Source organism: Yeosuana sp., assembly GCF_057126245.1.
In genome coordinates, this window is sequence record NZ_DBNGMQ010000006.1 from 1 (window position 1) to 15,562 (window position 15,562).

General features: G+C 33.0%; 16 protein-coding genes. 10 read left to right on the forward strand and 6 right to left on the reverse strand.

Going from position 1 to position 15,562, the window contains the following annotated elements; translation table 11 throughout:
- The first annotated feature begins 94 nt into the window (after positions 1-94).
- Positions 95-466, forward strand: coding sequence for a DNA topoisomerase IV (locus AC15TD_RS00195; protein ID WP_484450129.1), 372 nt, complete (start codon positions 95-97; stop codon positions 464-466).
- Here the strand turns inward: AC15TD_RS00195 and AC15TD_RS00200 are convergent.
- Both AC15TD_RS00200 and AC15TD_RS00205 read right to left on the reverse strand, forming a co-directional pair.
- The gene (locus tag AC15TD_RS00200) at positions 459-959 is read right to left on the reverse strand and encodes a hydrolase (protein WP_484450130.1); all 501 of its coding nucleotides are present in this window, start codon (positions 957-959) and stop codon (positions 459-461) included. The two genes, AC15TD_RS00195 and AC15TD_RS00200, sit on opposite strands and share 8 nt — an antisense overlap.
- A 95-nt stretch (positions 960-1,054) precedes the next feature.
- Positions 1,055-1,816: an MBL fold metallo-hydrolase gene (locus AC15TD_RS00205; RefSeq protein WP_484450131.1), complete on the reverse strand. Its 762-nt coding sequence runs from the start codon at positions 1,814-1,816 to the stop codon at positions 1,055-1,057.
- Between the two features lie 196 nt (positions 1,817-2,012).
- Between AC15TD_RS00205 and AC15TD_RS00210 the strand changes: the two genes are divergently transcribed.
- The 4 genes from AC15TD_RS00210 to AC15TD_RS00225 all read left to right on the forward strand — a co-directional run bounded on the left by AC15TD_RS00210 (position 2,013) and on the right by AC15TD_RS00225 (position 6,395).
- Positions 2,013-3,125 (forward strand): Re/Si-specific NAD(P)(+) transhydrogenase subunit alpha, encoded by a 1,113-nt coding sequence (locus AC15TD_RS00210; RefSeq protein ID WP_484450132.1) that lies wholly within the window; start codon positions 2,013-2,015, stop codon positions 3,123-3,125.
- A gap of 42 nt (positions 3,126-3,167) precedes the next feature.
- Complete coding sequence (locus AC15TD_RS00215) at positions 3,168-3,437, forward strand: NAD(P) transhydrogenase subunit alpha part 2 (RefSeq protein ID WP_484450133.1); 270 nt, start codon at positions 3,168-3,170, stop codon at positions 3,435-3,437.
- Complete coding sequence (locus AC15TD_RS00220) at positions 3,437-4,834, forward strand: NAD(P)(+) transhydrogenase (Re/Si-specific) subunit beta (protein ID WP_484450134.1); 1,398 nt, start codon at positions 3,437-3,439, stop codon at positions 4,832-4,834. Before AC15TD_RS00215 ends, AC15TD_RS00220 begins: the two co-directional genes overlap by 1 nt.
- A gap of 112 nt (positions 4,835-4,946) precedes the next feature.
- Positions 4,947-6,395: a TonB-dependent receptor gene (locus AC15TD_RS00225; RefSeq protein WP_484450135.1), complete on the forward strand. Its 1,449-nt coding sequence runs from the start codon at positions 4,947-4,949 to the stop codon at positions 6,393-6,395.
- Between the two features lie 2 nt (positions 6,396-6,397).
- Here AC15TD_RS00225 and bcp read toward each other — a convergent pair whose 3' ends face one another.
- A complete protein-coding gene (bcp, locus tag AC15TD_RS00230) occupies positions 6,398-6,853 on the reverse strand; it encodes a thioredoxin-dependent thiol peroxidase (protein WP_484450136.1) in 456 nt (151 codons plus the stop codon).
- 34 nt (positions 6,854-6,887) lie between these two features.
- On the opposite strand from bcp, the gene AC15TD_RS00235 reads away from it, so the two are divergent.
- The gene (locus AC15TD_RS00235) at positions 6,888-7,547 is read left to right on the forward strand and encodes an endonuclease III domain-containing protein (protein WP_484450137.1); all 660 of its coding nucleotides are present in this window, start codon (positions 6,888-6,890) and stop codon (positions 7,545-7,547) included.
- Between the two features lie 26 nt (positions 7,548-7,573).
- Here the strand turns inward: AC15TD_RS00235 and AC15TD_RS00240 are convergent, their stop codons facing one another.
- The gene (locus AC15TD_RS00240) at positions 7,574-7,720 is read right to left on the reverse strand and encodes a hypothetical protein (protein ID WP_484450138.1); all 147 of its coding nucleotides are present in this window, start codon (positions 7,718-7,720) and stop codon (positions 7,574-7,576) included.
- Between the two features lie 56 nt (positions 7,721-7,776).
- Positions 7,777-8,361, reverse strand: a complete 585-nt coding sequence (locus AC15TD_RS00245) for an RNA polymerase sigma factor (RefSeq protein ID WP_484450139.1) — start codon at positions 8,359-8,361, stop codon at positions 7,777-7,779.
- Between the two features lie 318 nt (positions 8,362-8,679).
- Here AC15TD_RS00245 and uvrA point away from each other — a divergent pair, with 318 nt between their 5' ends.
- A complete protein-coding gene (gene uvrA / locus AC15TD_RS00250; protein WP_484450140.1) occupies positions 8,680-11,466 on the forward strand; it encodes an excinuclease ABC subunit UvrA in 2,787 nt (928 codons plus the stop codon).
- 252 nt (positions 11,467-11,718) lie between these two features.
- On the opposite strand, the gene AC15TD_RS00255 is transcribed toward uvrA, so the two are convergent.
- Positions 11,719-12,798, reverse strand: coding sequence for a DUF3667 domain-containing protein (locus tag AC15TD_RS00255; protein ID WP_484450141.1), 1,080 nt, complete (start codon positions 12,796-12,798; stop codon positions 11,719-11,721).
- A 168-nt stretch (positions 12,799-12,966) separates the two neighbouring features.
- Here AC15TD_RS00255 and AC15TD_RS00260 point away from each other — a divergent pair, with 168 nt between their 5' ends.
- From AC15TD_RS00260 to AC15TD_RS00270, 3 genes are all read left to right on the forward strand, one after another.
- Positions 12,967-13,413 (forward strand): hypothetical protein, encoded by a 447-nt coding sequence (locus AC15TD_RS00260; RefSeq protein WP_484450142.1) that lies wholly within the window; start codon positions 12,967-12,969, stop codon positions 13,411-13,413.
- A gap of 79 nt (positions 13,414-13,492) precedes the next feature.
- A complete protein-coding gene (locus AC15TD_RS00265) occupies positions 13,493-14,134 on the forward strand; it encodes a hypothetical protein (protein WP_484450143.1) in 642 nt (213 codons plus the stop codon).
- A 151-nt stretch (positions 14,135-14,285) separates the two neighbouring features.
- On the forward strand, positions 14,286-15,512 hold the full coding sequence (locus AC15TD_RS00270; protein WP_484450144.1) for a hypothetical protein: 1,227 nt from the start codon (positions 14,286-14,288) through the stop codon (positions 15,510-15,512).
- Positions 15,513-15,562 lie beyond the last annotated feature (50 nt).

The window sequence follows — 15,562 nt, forward strand, 5'->3', positions numbered from 1 at the left end:
ATTGAACGCATTGTTATATTTTACTCAGACGGAAGTTTTAAAAACTTTGAGAATTAAGCACATTCTTTCTTAATTTTGCAATTAAAATCAGTTTATGAAACAATTAATCATCCTATGCATCTCTGTGACCCTTTTAGGGTGTTATCAATCTGAAAGGAATTGTAAAGACTTTAAAACTGGAAAATATTATAGTGAAGTAACCATAGATGATGTGTTATATGCATCTGAATTTGAACGAACATCAGATATCCAAGTCGAAACCTATAACGGCAAGTCAGACTCCAGTCATGTGCGCTGGATAAACGATTGCGAAGTTATTTTTAGAACGATAAAGCCTAAAAACATGGCTGAGCAAAAAGATATTCACTTAAAAATATTACAAACTACCGATTCATCATATACCTACGAATACTCCTATGTTGGAGAAACGAATAAGCAAAAAGGGATTGCTTTTAAAGTTAATTAAACGGGTATAAAAAAGATTCTACTAAATGAAACTTGACCTCGTTTGATGGCGTGATTTCATAACGCAACAATAGTTCTCCCCAGAATTCACCATCAGAAAAATCAGCAATAATCCACTTATGGTTTAATAACTTCACGGTATTGATCATCATTTTTCGTCCGGAGCTAGAAGCATAAGGCACGATGGGGTGCTCTCCAGAAACCGCATTGGTGTTATAGAGTGCATCTTTAATAAAAGGAATCAATGAATCTACCCGATATCCTTTGTTTTCAAAATACGAGATCGCATCTTCATTGTGTTCCAAATTAAAATGAGACGCATATAAAATAGCATTCTGCAAAGACACTATAGAATCCTTGTAAGTTTTTAGCTGTTCTTTACTGCTTGTTATTTTCTCATTTTGAAATTCCAACAATCGTTTTGAATTCACATATTGAAATAAAATAATCAAAACCGAAAATATAAATAGATAAATAAAAATACGCTGTTTCATGTGTTTGTGTTATTGTTTTTTAATGATTAACTAATGTTTCCTATCAATCATTATTTTTTGATAAGGTTTTTGGCATGCTCGTTTCATAACTAATTTTAGATATTAATTTGTAACGTATCGTAAGCCAAAAATACGTTTTTAGGAAGCGTTTTTTCAACCTCTTCATGAAATCCCAATAGGTGGCTAATATGCGTGATAAAAGCGATTTCAGGATTTACGCTTTCTATAAACTGCAAAGCTTCTTCTAAATTAAAGTGAGATATATGGGGTTCATGGCGTAACGCATTTACAACCAAAACTTTAATATTTTTAATTTTATCAATCTCACGATCTTCAACGGTTTTCATATCAGTTAAGTAAGCAAAATCTTTAAATCTAAATCCGAATACTTGTAATTTATGATGCATGCCATTAATGGGAACGACCACCCCATTATTTAATGTAAACGGTTTATTTTCAATTGTATTGATGGCTAACGTAGGCACGCCTGGGTATTTGTCTTTCGTTGAAAAGATGTAATCAAATCGTCTTGTTAATGACTCTATAACGCGTTTATGCGCATAAATTGGAATATCCCCTTGCCTGAAATAAAAGGGTCTTACATCGTCTAATCCCGCAACATGATCGGAGTGCTCATGTGTAAATATAATACCATCAATTTTACTGCAGTCAGCTCGTAACATTTGTTGTCTGAAATCGGGACCACAATCAATCACATAGGTGTAATCATCCCATTCAACAAGTACAGATACCCTTAGTCTTTTGTCTTTCTCATCGGCACTTAAACAAACAGGATGTTTACTTCCAATAATTGGAATGCCTTGAGAAGTGCCTGTGCCTAAGAATGTGATTTTCATTAAAAAATGAAGTAAATTTTGAGTTTAAAATTAATACATTTTATTTAAAACTTTTACCCATCATTATTTTTTATAATAAACCCGCTTTTGTAACTAAAAATTAATTAAATATTTCAGGTAAAACATGATAATTATCACATATTAAACACTTGTAAAATATTATTTTTATGCTGTTATAAATCAAAACGTTTCCCAAATGATAATAGGTGTTTTAAAAGAAACCCAGAAAGGTGATAATAGAGTCGCTATTACTCCTAAAATTGCCCAACAACTTATAGAAAGAGGATTTGAAGTTAGAGTTGAAGAAGACGCCGGTGCTAATTCTTCTTACAAGAATTCTGATTATAGTAAAGCTGGTGCAAGCCTAAGAACTAAAGAAGATCTTATTAAAAATGCAGACGTCTTAATTAAGATTAATCCTTTTGATAATAGTGAATTAAAAAAATTAAAAAAGGGCCAAATCATTATTGCGCAATTATTTCACAAATCGCATCCAAAGGACATGAAAATTATTGCCAAACAAGGTGCTACTGCATTTTCAATGGATGCCATGCCCCGAATTTCAAGAGCTCAGGATATGGATGTATTGAGCTCTCAAAATAATTTAGCTGGTTACAAAGCTGTTATTAAAGGGGCGTATGAGATGACCAAAATATTTCCGTTAATGATGACAGCCGCAGGTACTATTTCGCCTGCAAGAGTTTTAGTATATGGCGTTGGGGTTGCAGGCCTGCAGGCTATTGCAACAGCCAAACGCTTAGGAGCTATTGTTGAGGCTACCGATATTAGAACAGAAACCAAAGAACAGGCAGAATCTTTAGGCGCTAAGTTTATTATGGTTGATAATACAGGTGAAGAATCTGAAGGCGGATACGCGAAAGCAGCTTCTGAAGATTACGCAAAACGACAAAAAGAAGCGGTTGATAAATCACTATTTAAAGCGGATTTAGTGATTACAACGGCCATGATTCCTGGAAGGAGATCTCCTGTATTAATTACTAAAGAACAAGTAAAACAAATGCAAAATGGTGCGGTAATTATAGACTTGGCAGCGGCTCAAGGTGGAAATTGCGAACTAAGCATCATGAATAGAACAGTGATCAAACACGGGGTTAAAATAATTGGAACTACCATTGCTCCTCAAAGTGTGTCAACCAATGCGAGTGATTTGTATGCAAAAAATACTTTTAACTATTTAGTGCACCTTACGGAAGGCAATGAATTTAAATGGGATTTGGAAGATCAAATTACAGATGAAACTTTAATCATTCGCAATGGAGAAATAAGACAAAACGGAATAACATCATAAGATATGAATGAATTAATAGATTTTGTAAGTAACAACCTCCAAATGATATATATCGTGATACTGATGATATTTGTTGGAGTCGAAATTATTGGCCATGTGCCTGCAGTACTGCATACACCATTAATGTCTGGAGCTAATGCCATTCACGGTGTGGTAATTATTGGCGCTATTTTAGTAATGCTGGGTGTAAACCCTGAAAATTATTTAGGACAAGCCCTGGGCTTTGTGGCTGTTTTATTAGGAACTCTTAACGTGGTTGGTGGTTTTGTTGTCACAGATCGCATGTTAGAAATGTTTAAAAAGAAAAAATAATGGAATATATATTTAGTCTTGAATTTATCTATTTAGTGGCATCAATGACTTATATACTTGGTTTAAAGATGCTTGGTAAACCAGAAACAGCAAGAAAGGGTAACCTCATTGCTGCAGCTGGTATGACCTTAGCTATTTTTGGAACCATTTTCTTATATCAAGGTGAGGTGCCTACATATATATATGTTTTAATTGGTACGGCTATAGGTATTGGAACTATTATAGGTTGGATGATAGCCAAAAAAGTAGCCATGACCAAAATGCCAGAGTTAGTATCACTTTTTAATGGTATGGGTGGTGCTAGTGCGGCTTTAATTGGCCTTATCGAATTTGAACATTATACGGGTGAGACCTTATCTACCACAACAATTGTAGCTGGAATTATAATTGGGAGTATATCCTTTTCTGGTAGTATGATTGCTTGGGCAAAACTTAATGGAACACTAAATAAACCGATTCGATTGCCAAAATACAATCTTATTAATAATGTCATCATCGCCGGTTTAATTGTATTTGCAGGATATATTGCTTGGTCTGGTACAGAAAGTCAATTGTTACTATATGTGCTGTTTTTTGGAGCTTTGGCATACGGTGTTTTATTTGTGTTTCCTATTGGAGGCGCAGATATGCCTGTGGTCATTTCATTATTAAACTCATTTACGGGTTTAGCCGCTGCTTTAGGTGGTTTTCTTTACGGAAATATGGTGATGCTAACAGGGGGTATCTTGGTAGGTTCTGCAGGGACTATTCTAACCTTTGCGATGTGTGATGCCATGAATAGATCACTTGTCAATGTTATTTTTGGAAGTTTTGGAAGTAGTGCCGGTGATGAAGCGACTCTAGGTGAATCTGAAACCATGAAAGGATCTATCAAAAAAACAACCGTTAGTGATGCAGCCATTATGATGAATTATTCTCAACGCATTATTATTGTTCCAGGTTATGGACTTGCAGTAGCGCAGGCACAACATGCCATTCATGAGTTAGAACAATTATTAGCGAGTAAAGGAATTGAAGTTAAATACGCCATTCATCCGGTAGCAGGACGTATGCCTGGTCACATGAATGTGTTATTAGCAGAGACTAATGTTGACTACGATAAGCTTGTTGAGATGGAAGATGTTAACCCAGAATTTAAAAATACGGATATTGTGTTTGTTGTAGGAGCTAATGACGTTGTAAACCCTGCGGCCCACAACAACCCATCAAGTCCTATTTATGGCATGCCTATTTTAGACGTGGAAAATGCAAAAAATATTATTATCAATAAACGAAGTATGAATCCTGGTTATGCGGGTATAGAAAATGAATTGTTTTATAATCAAAAAACATCCATGCTCTTTGGAGATGCCAAAGCCGTCATTCAATCATTAATTTCTGAATTAAAGGGTATGTAAATCATTAAATCCATAATTTTTTTAGCAAAGCCATTTCAAAATTTGAAATGGCTTTCTTTATTTATTAATCCTTCTTTTTTTTTCTATTTTTGTACCTTTCAAAAAAAAGAAAATGGCTTTAAAACTAAAAGGAGATAAAGAAATAAGTAAGATCCCTACTATTAAGCAGAAATCCTTACAGATAAATCTTAACGAAAATATTTACGGCACGTTTGCAGAAATTGGCGCTGGCCAGGAAACGGTTCGTAATTTCTTTAGAGCCGGCGGGAGTTCTGGCACAATTGCAAAAGCAATGTCAGCTTACGATAAAGATTTTAGTGATGCTATTTACGGTGTTGAAAAGGACAACCGTTATGTGAGTGAATCTCGTTTACGTAAAATGTTAAATCATGAGGTTGGACTGGTCGAAGATAGAATTACGAGAGACAAACATCCAGATAAATTATTTTTCTCATTTGCCAATACCGTCGCCACTATTGATTTTTCAAAAAAATTTAAAGGTCATGGTTGGGTTGGTATTAAATTTCAACTAGATCCACTTGAAGATTATAACGATATTGTCATTCACGTAAGGTTTAAGCAAACCAATGCACAGCTACAGCAAGAAACCTTAGGTATGCTTGGTGTTAATTTAATTTTCGGCGCTTTTTATATGCACGACGATCCTAAAGAGATTGTTAAATCATTATACGATAATATCGAAAAAGATCAAATAGAAATTGATATGATCAATTTTTCTGGTTGCAGATTTATGTACGTCGACAACCGATTAATGAGTTTACAGCTTCTTAAGAACGAAATGACAGAAGCGGTTATGTTTGGTCCTGATGGTATGAACTTGTTACCAGCCCAGGAACTATATAAGAAAAATATTTTAGCGCTTAGAGGAAGTTTTAGGCCGGTAACCAAAGTAAATATGGATATTTATGAAAAATCGGTAGAATTATTCCTCAATGAAAAAACAGTTAATAAGAAAAATGTCAAAATAATTTTTGAAATTACATTAACCAATCTTAGAGCTGAAGGAAAGATAAATGAACGGGACTTCTTAGATAGAGCAGAATTATTATGCTCTCTTGGACAAACGGTTATGATCACAAACTTCCAAGAATATTATAGATTGGTAGAATATTTTGCGCAATTTACAAAAGCGAGAATGGCACTTGCCATGGGCGTATATAATCTTATTCAAATTTTTGATGAAAAATACTATCGTAACTTAAGTGGTGGTATTTTAGAAGCCTTTGGAAAGATGTTCTTTAAAGATTTGAAAGTATATTTATATCCTTTAAAAAATCATGATACTGGAGAATTTTACACGAGTGAAAATTTAAAAGTACATCCGCGTATGAAAGAATTATATAAATTCTTTAAATACAATGGAAAAATGCTAGATATCAAAGATTTTAATCCAGATATCATGGACATTTTATCAAGAGAAGTACTTCAAATGATTGTTGATGGTGAAGATGGATGGGAAGACATGCTACCTGAAGGTATTGCAGAAATAATAAAAGACCAACGTTTATTTGGGTATTCTAGAAGGCGTCAATTAAAATAAAATTAGTCTTCTAGAATTTGACTTGTATGGTCCTTGGTTTTTACCTTTTCAATGATTTTGGAAATAGTTCCTTCTTCATTAATAACAAAGGTCGTTCTATGAATTCCATCGTATTCTTTACCCATAAATTTTTTAGGTCCCCAAACTCCAAAAGCGTTAATAACGGTTTTATCTTCATCAGCCAATAATGGAAAAGGAAACTTGTATTTATTTTTAAAGTTTTCTTGTTTCTTTTGGTTATCCGCACTCACCCCTAAAATATCATACCCTTCTTCTTGCAATGTTTTATAATGATCACTTAAATTACACGCTTCTGCAGTACAACCGGGCGTGTTAGCCTTTGGGTAAAAGAAAACAATGAGTTTTTTTCCTTTATAATCCGTTAATGAAATGGTGTTTCCTTGTTCATCTAAAGCTTTAAAATTAGGAGCCTTATCGCCTACTTGTAATGTTGTCATATTTTTTAACTTTGTTATTGCTAAAATACAATAAATGTCTAAAAAAGAAAATGTTGAATTTGTTATTTCAACGCTCCAAGAATTATATCCTGAAATTCCGATTCCACTGGATCATAAAGATCCGTATACGCTATTAATTGCCGTATTATTATCAGCACAGAGCACGGATGTTAGAGTCAATAAAATAGCGCCTATTTTATTTGAAAAAGCAGATAACCCCTTCGACATGATTAAACTTTCTGTAGAAGACATCAGGGAGATTATAAAACCTGTTGGCTTATCGCCTATGAAAAGTAAAGGCATCCATGGATTATCCAAAATTCTTATAGAAAAACATGATGGTGAGGTTCCTCAGAGTTTTGAATATCTGGAGGAACTTCCTGCAGTAGGCCATAAAACGGCCAGTGTGGTGATGTCCCAAGCCTTTGGAGTGCCTGCATTTCCTGTCGATACGCATATACACAGACTTTTGTACCGATGGAATTTAAGTAATGGAAAAAATGTGGTTCAAACAGAAAAAGATGCTAAACGACTATTTCCAAAAGAGCTTTGGAACGATTTACATTTGCAAATTATCTGGTACGGAAGACAATATTCACCTGCTAGAGGCTGGGATTTAGATAAAGATATTATTACTAAAACGATTGGTAGAAAATCTGTAATTACTAATTATTATAAATCAATAAAGTCCTGAAACTAGTTTCAGGACTTTATCAAAATTTAATTTAGAAGTGCTTCAAACTTCATTTTATTACAATTAATAACACTTAAAGCTTTTGAATAATTTAGAAGAAAATTAACCGTTTCTTCTTTCGGATTACGTTCTTTTAAATCTTTAATAGAATTGTTAGTGTAAAGTTTTGCCATTTAGCTATCATTTATGTTAATTATAAAGCTAACGTAACAAAATATCTTTTTATTGTTTAATTGGTTAAAACTATGTTATGTTTATCAATAATTTTTCTCAAATTAATAAGCGCATAGCGCATTCTCCCTAACGCTGTATTAATACTAACCCCTGTTTTATCTGAGATTTCTTTAAAACTCATATCGTCATAAATACGCATAAGCAACACTTCTTTTTGATCATTTGGAAGCTCTTCAACTAAGCGTCTTACATCATTTTCAACTTGATCTTTAATAATTTGTTTTTCTGCATTCAATGTCTTGTCACTTAACACTGAAAAAATACTAAACTCACCACTATTATCAAATTTCGGCATTCTATTGTTTTTTCTAAAAAAATCAATCACCAAATTATGAGAGATACGCATCACCCATGGTAAAAACTTACCTTCTTCGTTGTAAGCACCACGTTTAAGCGTTCGTATCACTTTAATGAAGGTGTCTTGGAAAATATCTTCAGTGAGATCTCTATCGTAGACCTTAGAATATATAAAACTATAGATTTTTTGTTTATGTCTCTTAATAAGAATTTCTAAGGCATACTCATCACCACTAATGTAATTAGATACTAGAGTTGCGTCTGGAATAAGTTCGTATTGCATAATCATTACTTTTTGTGCATAGAAGAAGTCTTCTTAGCTTGGGGTTAAATTTTAAAAAGTAATGTTTTGCTATAGGCTAAAAGTGTTTTGTTTGATATAATAACTTGTCAAATATAAGAACAAAGAATCTTAAAAAATAATAAAAAATACTTTTTTTTATCTCATAAGTACCTAAAAACGTATTTTTTACAATATGGCTTTTCTAAAATAGCACCATAAAAATTTTATCTCTACCTCTATTATATAACTAATGAAGATCAATATTTTTAGTAGGATAAAATACTTATAGTATCTTTGCAAAATTATTCCTTAAAAGTCATGATTAGTAATCTTTCAGACGTAAACCCTAAACAAAATATCATCATCAAAGGTGCTAAATTGCATAATTTGAAAAATATTGATGTGGTGATACCAAGAAACAAATTGGTTGTTATTACGGGGTTATCTGGTTCTGGTAAGTCAAGTCTGGCGTTCGATACCTTATATGCAGAAGGCCAAAGGCGCTATGTTGAAAGTTTATCCAGTTATGCACGTCAGTTTTTAGGACGACTCAACAAACCAAAGGTCGATTATATTAAAGGCATTGCACCTGCCATTGCTATTGAGCAAAAAGTAAACTCGACCAATCCGCGATCAACGGTTGGTACCACTACTGAAATTTACGATTATTTAAAGTTATTATATGCTAGGATTGGTAAAACATATTCACCCATATCTGGTGATGAAGTCAAAAAAGACACGGTTTCAGATGTTATACATTACTTAAAACAATTTGATGAAGGTGAAAAACTGTTGCTCCTTGCGCCTATTCATCTAGAAACCGGACGCGAAATGAAAGACAAACTTAAAGTCTTACAGCAACAAGGGTATGCACGCATAAAAGTAAAAAATGAGGTCATTAGAATTGATGAATCTCAGGATATTAGTGAATCTGTAAAAGATATTTTTTTAGTTGTTGATAGAATCATCTTTAAAAATGAAGAAGATTTTGAAAATCGATTAGCTGATGCCGTAGAAACGGCCTTTTTTGAAGGTAAGGGCGCATGTTATATTGAAAGACTAAGCACGAAATCGCTAAAACACTTTAGCAATAAATTTGATCTGGACGGAATCACTTTTTTAGAACCCAATGTTCATCTTTTTAGCTTTAATAATCCGTATGGCGCTTGCCCTAAATGTGAAGGGTATGGCGATATTATTGGTATTGATGACGATTTGGTAATTCCAAATACAGCCTTATCTGTTTATGATAATGCCATTTTTCCCTGGCGAGGCGAAAGTATGAGTTGGTATAGAGATCAATTAGTTAATAATTCGCATAAGTTTGATTTTCCTATACATAAGCCTTATTTTGAATTAAGTTCAGAACAAAAACAACTCATTTGGGATGGCAACCAATATTTTGAAGGGTTAAATTCCTTTTTTGCAGAACTCGAGTCAAAAGCATATAAAATTCAAAACCGCGTGATGCTATCCAGGTATCGAGGCAAAACGAAGTGTAAAACGTGTAACGGTAAGCGTTTGCGTATTGAAGCTAACTATATTAAAATTAGCGGAGCAACTATTACCGATTTGGTAGAAATGCCTTTAAATAAATTATCTGATTTTTTTAAAAATTTAATATTGAATGATCACGATAATCACATAGCTAACAGACTTCTAAAAGAAATACATAACCGATTAGAATTTTTATCGAACGTTGGACTTGACTACTTAACCTTAAATAGAAAATCTAACACCCTTTCTGGCGGGGAAAGTCAGCGAATCAATTTAGCAACGTCATTGGGAAGTAGTTTAGTGGGCTCTATGTATATTTTAGACGAACCAAGCATTGGGCTGCATCCTAAAGACACAGAACGCCTCATATTGGTATTAAAGCAGCTGCGTGATTTAGGAAATACCGTGATTGTAGTTGAACATGATGAAGATATTATGAAAGCTGCCGATGAAATTATTGATATTGGTCCAGAAGCCGGAACCTTTGGAGGTCACGTCGTTGCTCACGGAACCTTTGCTGATATTTTGGTTTCAAATTCATTAACGGCTAAATATCTTAATGGCGAATTAGAAATAGAAATACCTAAAACACGAAGAAGTTCAAAATATCATGTAGATATTATGGGGGCTAGAGAAAATAATTTAAAAAATGTTAATGTAAGTTTTCCGCTTGGAATGCTAACGGTGGTTACTGGTGTTTCTGGTAGTGGAAAAAGTACGCTTGTAAAAAAGATTCTCTTTCCTGCTTTGCAGAAAAAATTGACAGATTTTGGTGATAAACCAGGTCAGTTTTCAACTCTAGAAGGCAACTTTAGTAATGTTAATCATATAGAATTTGTCGATCAAAACCCTATTGGAAGGTCTTCCAGATCGAATCCAGTCACCTACATAAAAGCATATGATGATATTAGAGCATTATATGCAAAACAAAAACTTAGTGCGATTAGAGGCTATCAGGCAAAACATTTTTCGTTTAATGTAGATGGCGGACGCTGTGAAACTTGCAAAGGTGAAGGTGAAGTAACCATTGAAATGCAATTTATGGCCGACGTGCATTTAGAATGTGAAACCTGTAAAGGCAAACGCTTTAAAAAAGAAGTGCTCGAAGTTATGTTTTCTGATAAAAACATTGATGCTATTTTAAATATGACCATTGATGACGCCATCGCATTTTTTGAAACTAATAATCAACCTAAAATTAAAAATAAACTCCAGCCGTTACAAGATGTTGGTTTAGGTTATGTTACGTTAGGACAAAGCTCTTCTACTCTTTCTGGTGGTGAAGCCCAACGCATTAAATTAGCATCATTTTTAGGAAAAGGAAACAACAAAGAAAAAGCCCTCTTTATTTTTGATGAGCCAACTACGGGATTACACTTTCATGATATTTTAAAACTTTTAAAATCATTTAACGCCTTGATTGAAAAAGGACACTCTATTATTGTTGTTGAACACAACTTAGAACTTATAAAATGTGCTGACCACATTATTGATTTAGGTCCCGAAGGTGGCGAAAACGGTGGGTATATAGTAGCAACTGGTACTCCAGAAGAAATAATTATAAACAAAGCTTCTGAAACTGGCAAGTATTTAAAAGAAAAGGTTTAAATAAGGTAGTTCGATTTAAAAATAAGCCTAATTTAAGGATAAGAATTACTATTACAGGGAGTTGCCACCTTAAGCGTTGGTTGAAATAAAAATATATTTTATAAAAAGTACCTCGCGAATCTAAACGAAAGGTCTTGAAAATCGATAATTTTTATAGGTTTTGCCTGCGCTCAACCTTACATAAAATTATAAGTATTTATTTATTAGTTAAATACACGCCTAGTTATATCTGACTCATGATAAAGAAGGTCATTAGTAGAATAAAAAAGCAGATATTCCAATGATTAATGCTGCAAGAGGAATTACAAAACTCAAGAACAAAAACGAAACAATGCCACTTTTAACAAAGCTTAAAAAATAGCCTTGTTTATAAAAATGTTTTACTGCTAATAACAAATAGAAAAAAGTTGAAAACATGACCAGTCCAATCAATAAACCTGAAAGTGACCAAATAAGATCTACTAAAATTAAAATACTAAACACCATAAATAAAAACGAAAAGAAATAAAATGAAAACACTAAATGGTGTGAAAAACTACCTTTTCTAAAATAAAATAGTTTAAGTAACAAAGCAAAAATGGGCAACAAAATAAACATAGCAATAGGAATACTATCATAAAACGCCTGTAAAATAGAACCTCCATTTCTTTGTTTATAAAACTTGAGCGCTTGTCTGTATAATTTTCTCTTAATGGCACCTGCATCATCATTTAACCCCATTGCTTTTAATATGTCACTATCTGGAGCGTTTATAGCAATTAAAGAATCAATCTTTTTTTCCTTAAAATTAAAACTCGAATCTACAATGGGTTTCTTACCGGTGTTATTTTTAAATAATGTATCTAATTCAATATTTATCGCTTCATCGTCGCTAATACCTATAAAATCCTTATTATCCTTTAGTACTTTTAATAATTCTTTTTCTTGAATGGAATCTGATAATGCTTTGCTTTGAATAGTATCTAAAACAGCCTCCGTTTCATCAAACCCTTTTTTTAAAGCTGTATCAAATTTTTCAGTAGTTTCCCTTGTAATTATTGAAAATAAAAAGAAAAACACTACTGAAATAAACAGATACATCTGTGCAGGATGTAAATATAATAAGCGCTTACCTTCAACAAACTTATTAGGCAAATAACCTGGCCTAAACATTAAAGGGATATAGCTTTTAAAAAACCGCGCGTCAAAAGAGAAGTAATTGCTTATCGTATTATAAAATAATACGCCTAACGTAAGTTCATCATTTGTTTTTTGTCCGCAATGAGGGCAAAATTGAAAACCACTTTCATAAGTATTTTCGCAGTTTTTACAAGTAATAGATTCGTTGTCCATACAAATGATTGCTTTGATTATAAAAATATAAAAAAGAAACCACAAACCCATACGGTTTAACCAATTCATTCTTAGCAACTTAAATTTTTGGCACGCAAATTGAAAACTATAAAGCAATAGCGGCAGCCGAAAAGCTAAAGAGTAGGCAAAAAAATAAACCCCAGAATCATGAAAACAAAAATTACGCTACTCAGCCTTTGCTTTCTTTTAGTCACTGCTTTCAGTTTTGCGCAAAAAAAGAATGACCCAAAAAGTATTATAAATAACAAAGTCGCCATAAAAAAATATCACGGTAGTGAAGAACTAGAAAAAATGCAAAAAGGTGAATTATTAGAATTGTACTTAGAGAGAATAGCAGTTCTTTCCAATACATTGCCCTACATAGCCTTCGCAACGAAACCAAGTGCAACGATGTCTACGCTTGGCATACCTAACAGCAAAGAGAATAGAAAGGTACTTGATAATCAACACGAAAACACAGATACTTACATAAAAAACACGTTAGAATTTCAAAAAACAATCTTGCCCTACTCTGATACCAGCAAATTGGTTAGAGCTATTTTATTTTATGAAGAAATAATGAAATCGCTTCACACCTATGATGAATTTATCTAATGATGTATAACAAAAATGAATCATTTATAGCGGAAGCCGAAAAGCTTAAAGAGTAGGCATTATATATAATCCTTTGAATATGAAAACACAATTACTTTTTATTACAAGTTTGTTATTAAGTATAGCAACTGTATCAGCAACAGAACAACTAGACCCTAATCCAAAAGGGAAACATTCAAATATTATAAAACACTATCGTTATGCACAGCCTATTGTCTTTATGGAACGTGGTATAGAGTTTATGGTGTTTCCTGACGGAAGTTTTGATTTTGATGTATTATACAACACTAATTATTATGATTCAAATACAAGAAGAAACACTATTAACACAGGTTATGCTACAAAAGGTTTGCGTGTACAATACACCTCGAACACATATAGAAAACCTATGATTGTTAAGGATAGATTTGGATATATAACCCGAATTGGAAATACGCCTATTTATTACAATCGTATGGGTGATGTGACTCAAATTGGCTCAATAGATATTGATTATAAAAGAAGGGGCCAAATAGTGTCTAAAATTGGAGGCTTACACGTTAGTTACAATAATTGGGGACAAATAGTACACACATCTGGCTATATAAACCGATTAAATATAAATGTATGTAACGATGTTAGCCCGAACGATGGCAGTTTTTATGACAAGCATTACGATGCTAATTATTTTCATTATACGAAACATGGTAAGTTGAAAAAACTAAAAAAGAAAAATCATTAATAAATATTTTGAATTAGTTGTTTAAAATCTCAAAGCCTATAAAAAGGTTTTGAGTTTTTTTTAATTGATTATCAGCAACTTATAATCATATAACAGTTTTTGGCACGCTGTTTGTAACTAGATAAACGTACAACAATAAAAACTCACAATTATGAAAAAGTTACTACTAATAGCAGGATTAATCTTTACAGGGTTAACAGCTTCGGCAATCACAACCAATACTACTGAGAATGTGAATACATCTACTTATATTAATGGTTATGGAAATTCTTTCATATTTGTAGAGAATGGTATTGAGTTTTCTGTATTCCGTGATGGACAGTTTGATTTTAACATTTTAGGAAACAGATCCAATGTTAATGTATCAATTGGTTCTCCTAACATAAACTTTAGTTTTAATTCTGGATATGATTATAATGCATATGTACAATATGATGAGTATGGTGCTATTATTCAAATAGAAAACACCCCTATTTATTATGATTATTACGGACGCATAAGTCAAGCCGGAAACGTAAACATAAATTATAACAATTATGGTTATATCTCTAGAGTCGGTGGGTTATATGTACACTATAACAGATTCAATGTGTTTTCTCATTATACTGGTTTTATAAACATTTACAACAGAGGTTATATACACAGACCTTGGCATCGGTATTACAGTATTCCTGCTTATGATTACTGTGTAGTTTACAACAGACCTTACAGACAATATTATAATCCTGTACGTTATACCTATAACAGACCGTTTTATAATAACTACAGACCTAGAACTGCCATTGCTAGCAGACGCGGAAACAACATCACAAGAAATAGAAGTTATGCGACTGTAAATAGAAGCAATAAAAATGTAAGAGACATAAATAGAATTGCTAATACCAGACGTACTGTTGCAGAAAACAATACATCAAATAGACGTAATACTAATAATGTGAATACCAGAACAAGAATAGAATCATCAACTGTAACCAGAAATGATTCAAGACGTGATAACAACACAACGTTAAATAGAACAAACTCAAGAAGAGATTATAATAGAGATAATAAAAGAGTTGAAAATAACGTTACTAGAACTGAGTCAAGAAATCGAAATACTTCGGTGATTCAAAAACCAAAAAGTTCAAATACACGTGCATATAATAACACAAATAACACCAGAAATACGCAACGAGTTACTGCTAGAACAGAGCAAAGTAAACCGAGAACGACGGCACAACGCACTGTTACAAGGTCTACTGAAAACAGTGAGCCTAAAACAATGACACAACGGACTGTTAGAAAATCTACTGGAAACAGCAAACCAAAAGCGACGCAAAGTAGAAGTAGTAATTCTAGAAACAATACAAGATCGACAACAACAAGAAGACGATCATAATAATTTGGTTGGTTAGTTGGAAAGCCCTGCGATATGTTTGCCTCAAAGCG

Coding starts and splice junctions, on each gene's coding strand:
- AC15TD_RS00195 (WP_484450129.1), top strand. CDS start 95: ATGAAACAATTAATCATCCTATGCATCTCTGTGACCCTTTTAGGGTGT.
- AC15TD_RS00200 (WP_484450130.1), bottom strand. CDS start 959: ATGAAACAGCGTATTTTTATTTATCTATTTATATTTTCGGTTTTGATT.
- AC15TD_RS00205 (WP_484450131.1), bottom strand. CDS start 1,816: ATGAAAATCACATTCTTAGGCACAGGCACTTCTCAAGGCATTCCAATT.
- AC15TD_RS00210 (WP_484450132.1), top strand. CDS start 2,013: ATGATAATAGGTGTTTTAAAAGAAACCCAGAAAGGTGATAATAGAGTC.
- AC15TD_RS00215 (WP_484450133.1), top strand. CDS start 3,168: ATGATATATATCGTGATACTGATGATATTTGTTGGAGTCGAAATTATT.
- AC15TD_RS00220 (WP_484450134.1), top strand. CDS start 3,437: ATGGAATATATATTTAGTCTTGAATTTATCTATTTAGTGGCATCAATG.
- AC15TD_RS00225 (WP_484450135.1), top strand. CDS start 4,947: ATGGCTTTAAAACTAAAAGGAGATAAAGAAATAAGTAAGATCCCTACT.
- bcp (WP_484450136.1), bottom strand. CDS start 6,853: ATGACAACATTACAAGTAGGCGATAAGGCTCCTAATTTTAAAGCTTTA.
- AC15TD_RS00235 (WP_484450137.1), top strand. CDS start 6,888: ATGTCTAAAAAAGAAAATGTTGAATTTGTTATTTCAACGCTCCAAGAA.
- AC15TD_RS00240 (WP_484450138.1), bottom strand. CDS start 7,720: ATGGCAAAACTTTACACTAACAATTCTATTAAAGATTTAAAAGAACGT.
- AC15TD_RS00245 (WP_484450139.1), bottom strand. CDS start 8,361: ATGCAATACGAACTTATTCCAGACGCAACTCTAGTATCTAATTACATT.
- uvrA (WP_484450140.1), top strand. CDS start 8,680: ATGATTAGTAATCTTTCAGACGTAAACCCTAAACAAAATATCATCATC.
- AC15TD_RS00255 (WP_484450141.1), bottom strand. CDS start 12,798: ATGGACAACGAATCTATTACTTGTAAAAACTGCGAAAATACTTATGAA.
- AC15TD_RS00260 (WP_484450142.1), top strand. CDS start 12,967: ATGAAAACAAAAATTACGCTACTCAGCCTTTGCTTTCTTTTAGTCACT.
- AC15TD_RS00265 (WP_484450143.1), top strand. CDS start 13,493: ATGAAAACACAATTACTTTTTATTACAAGTTTGTTATTAAGTATAGCA.
- AC15TD_RS00270 (WP_484450144.1), top strand. CDS start 14,286: ATGAAAAAGTTACTACTAATAGCAGGATTAATCTTTACAGGGTTAACA.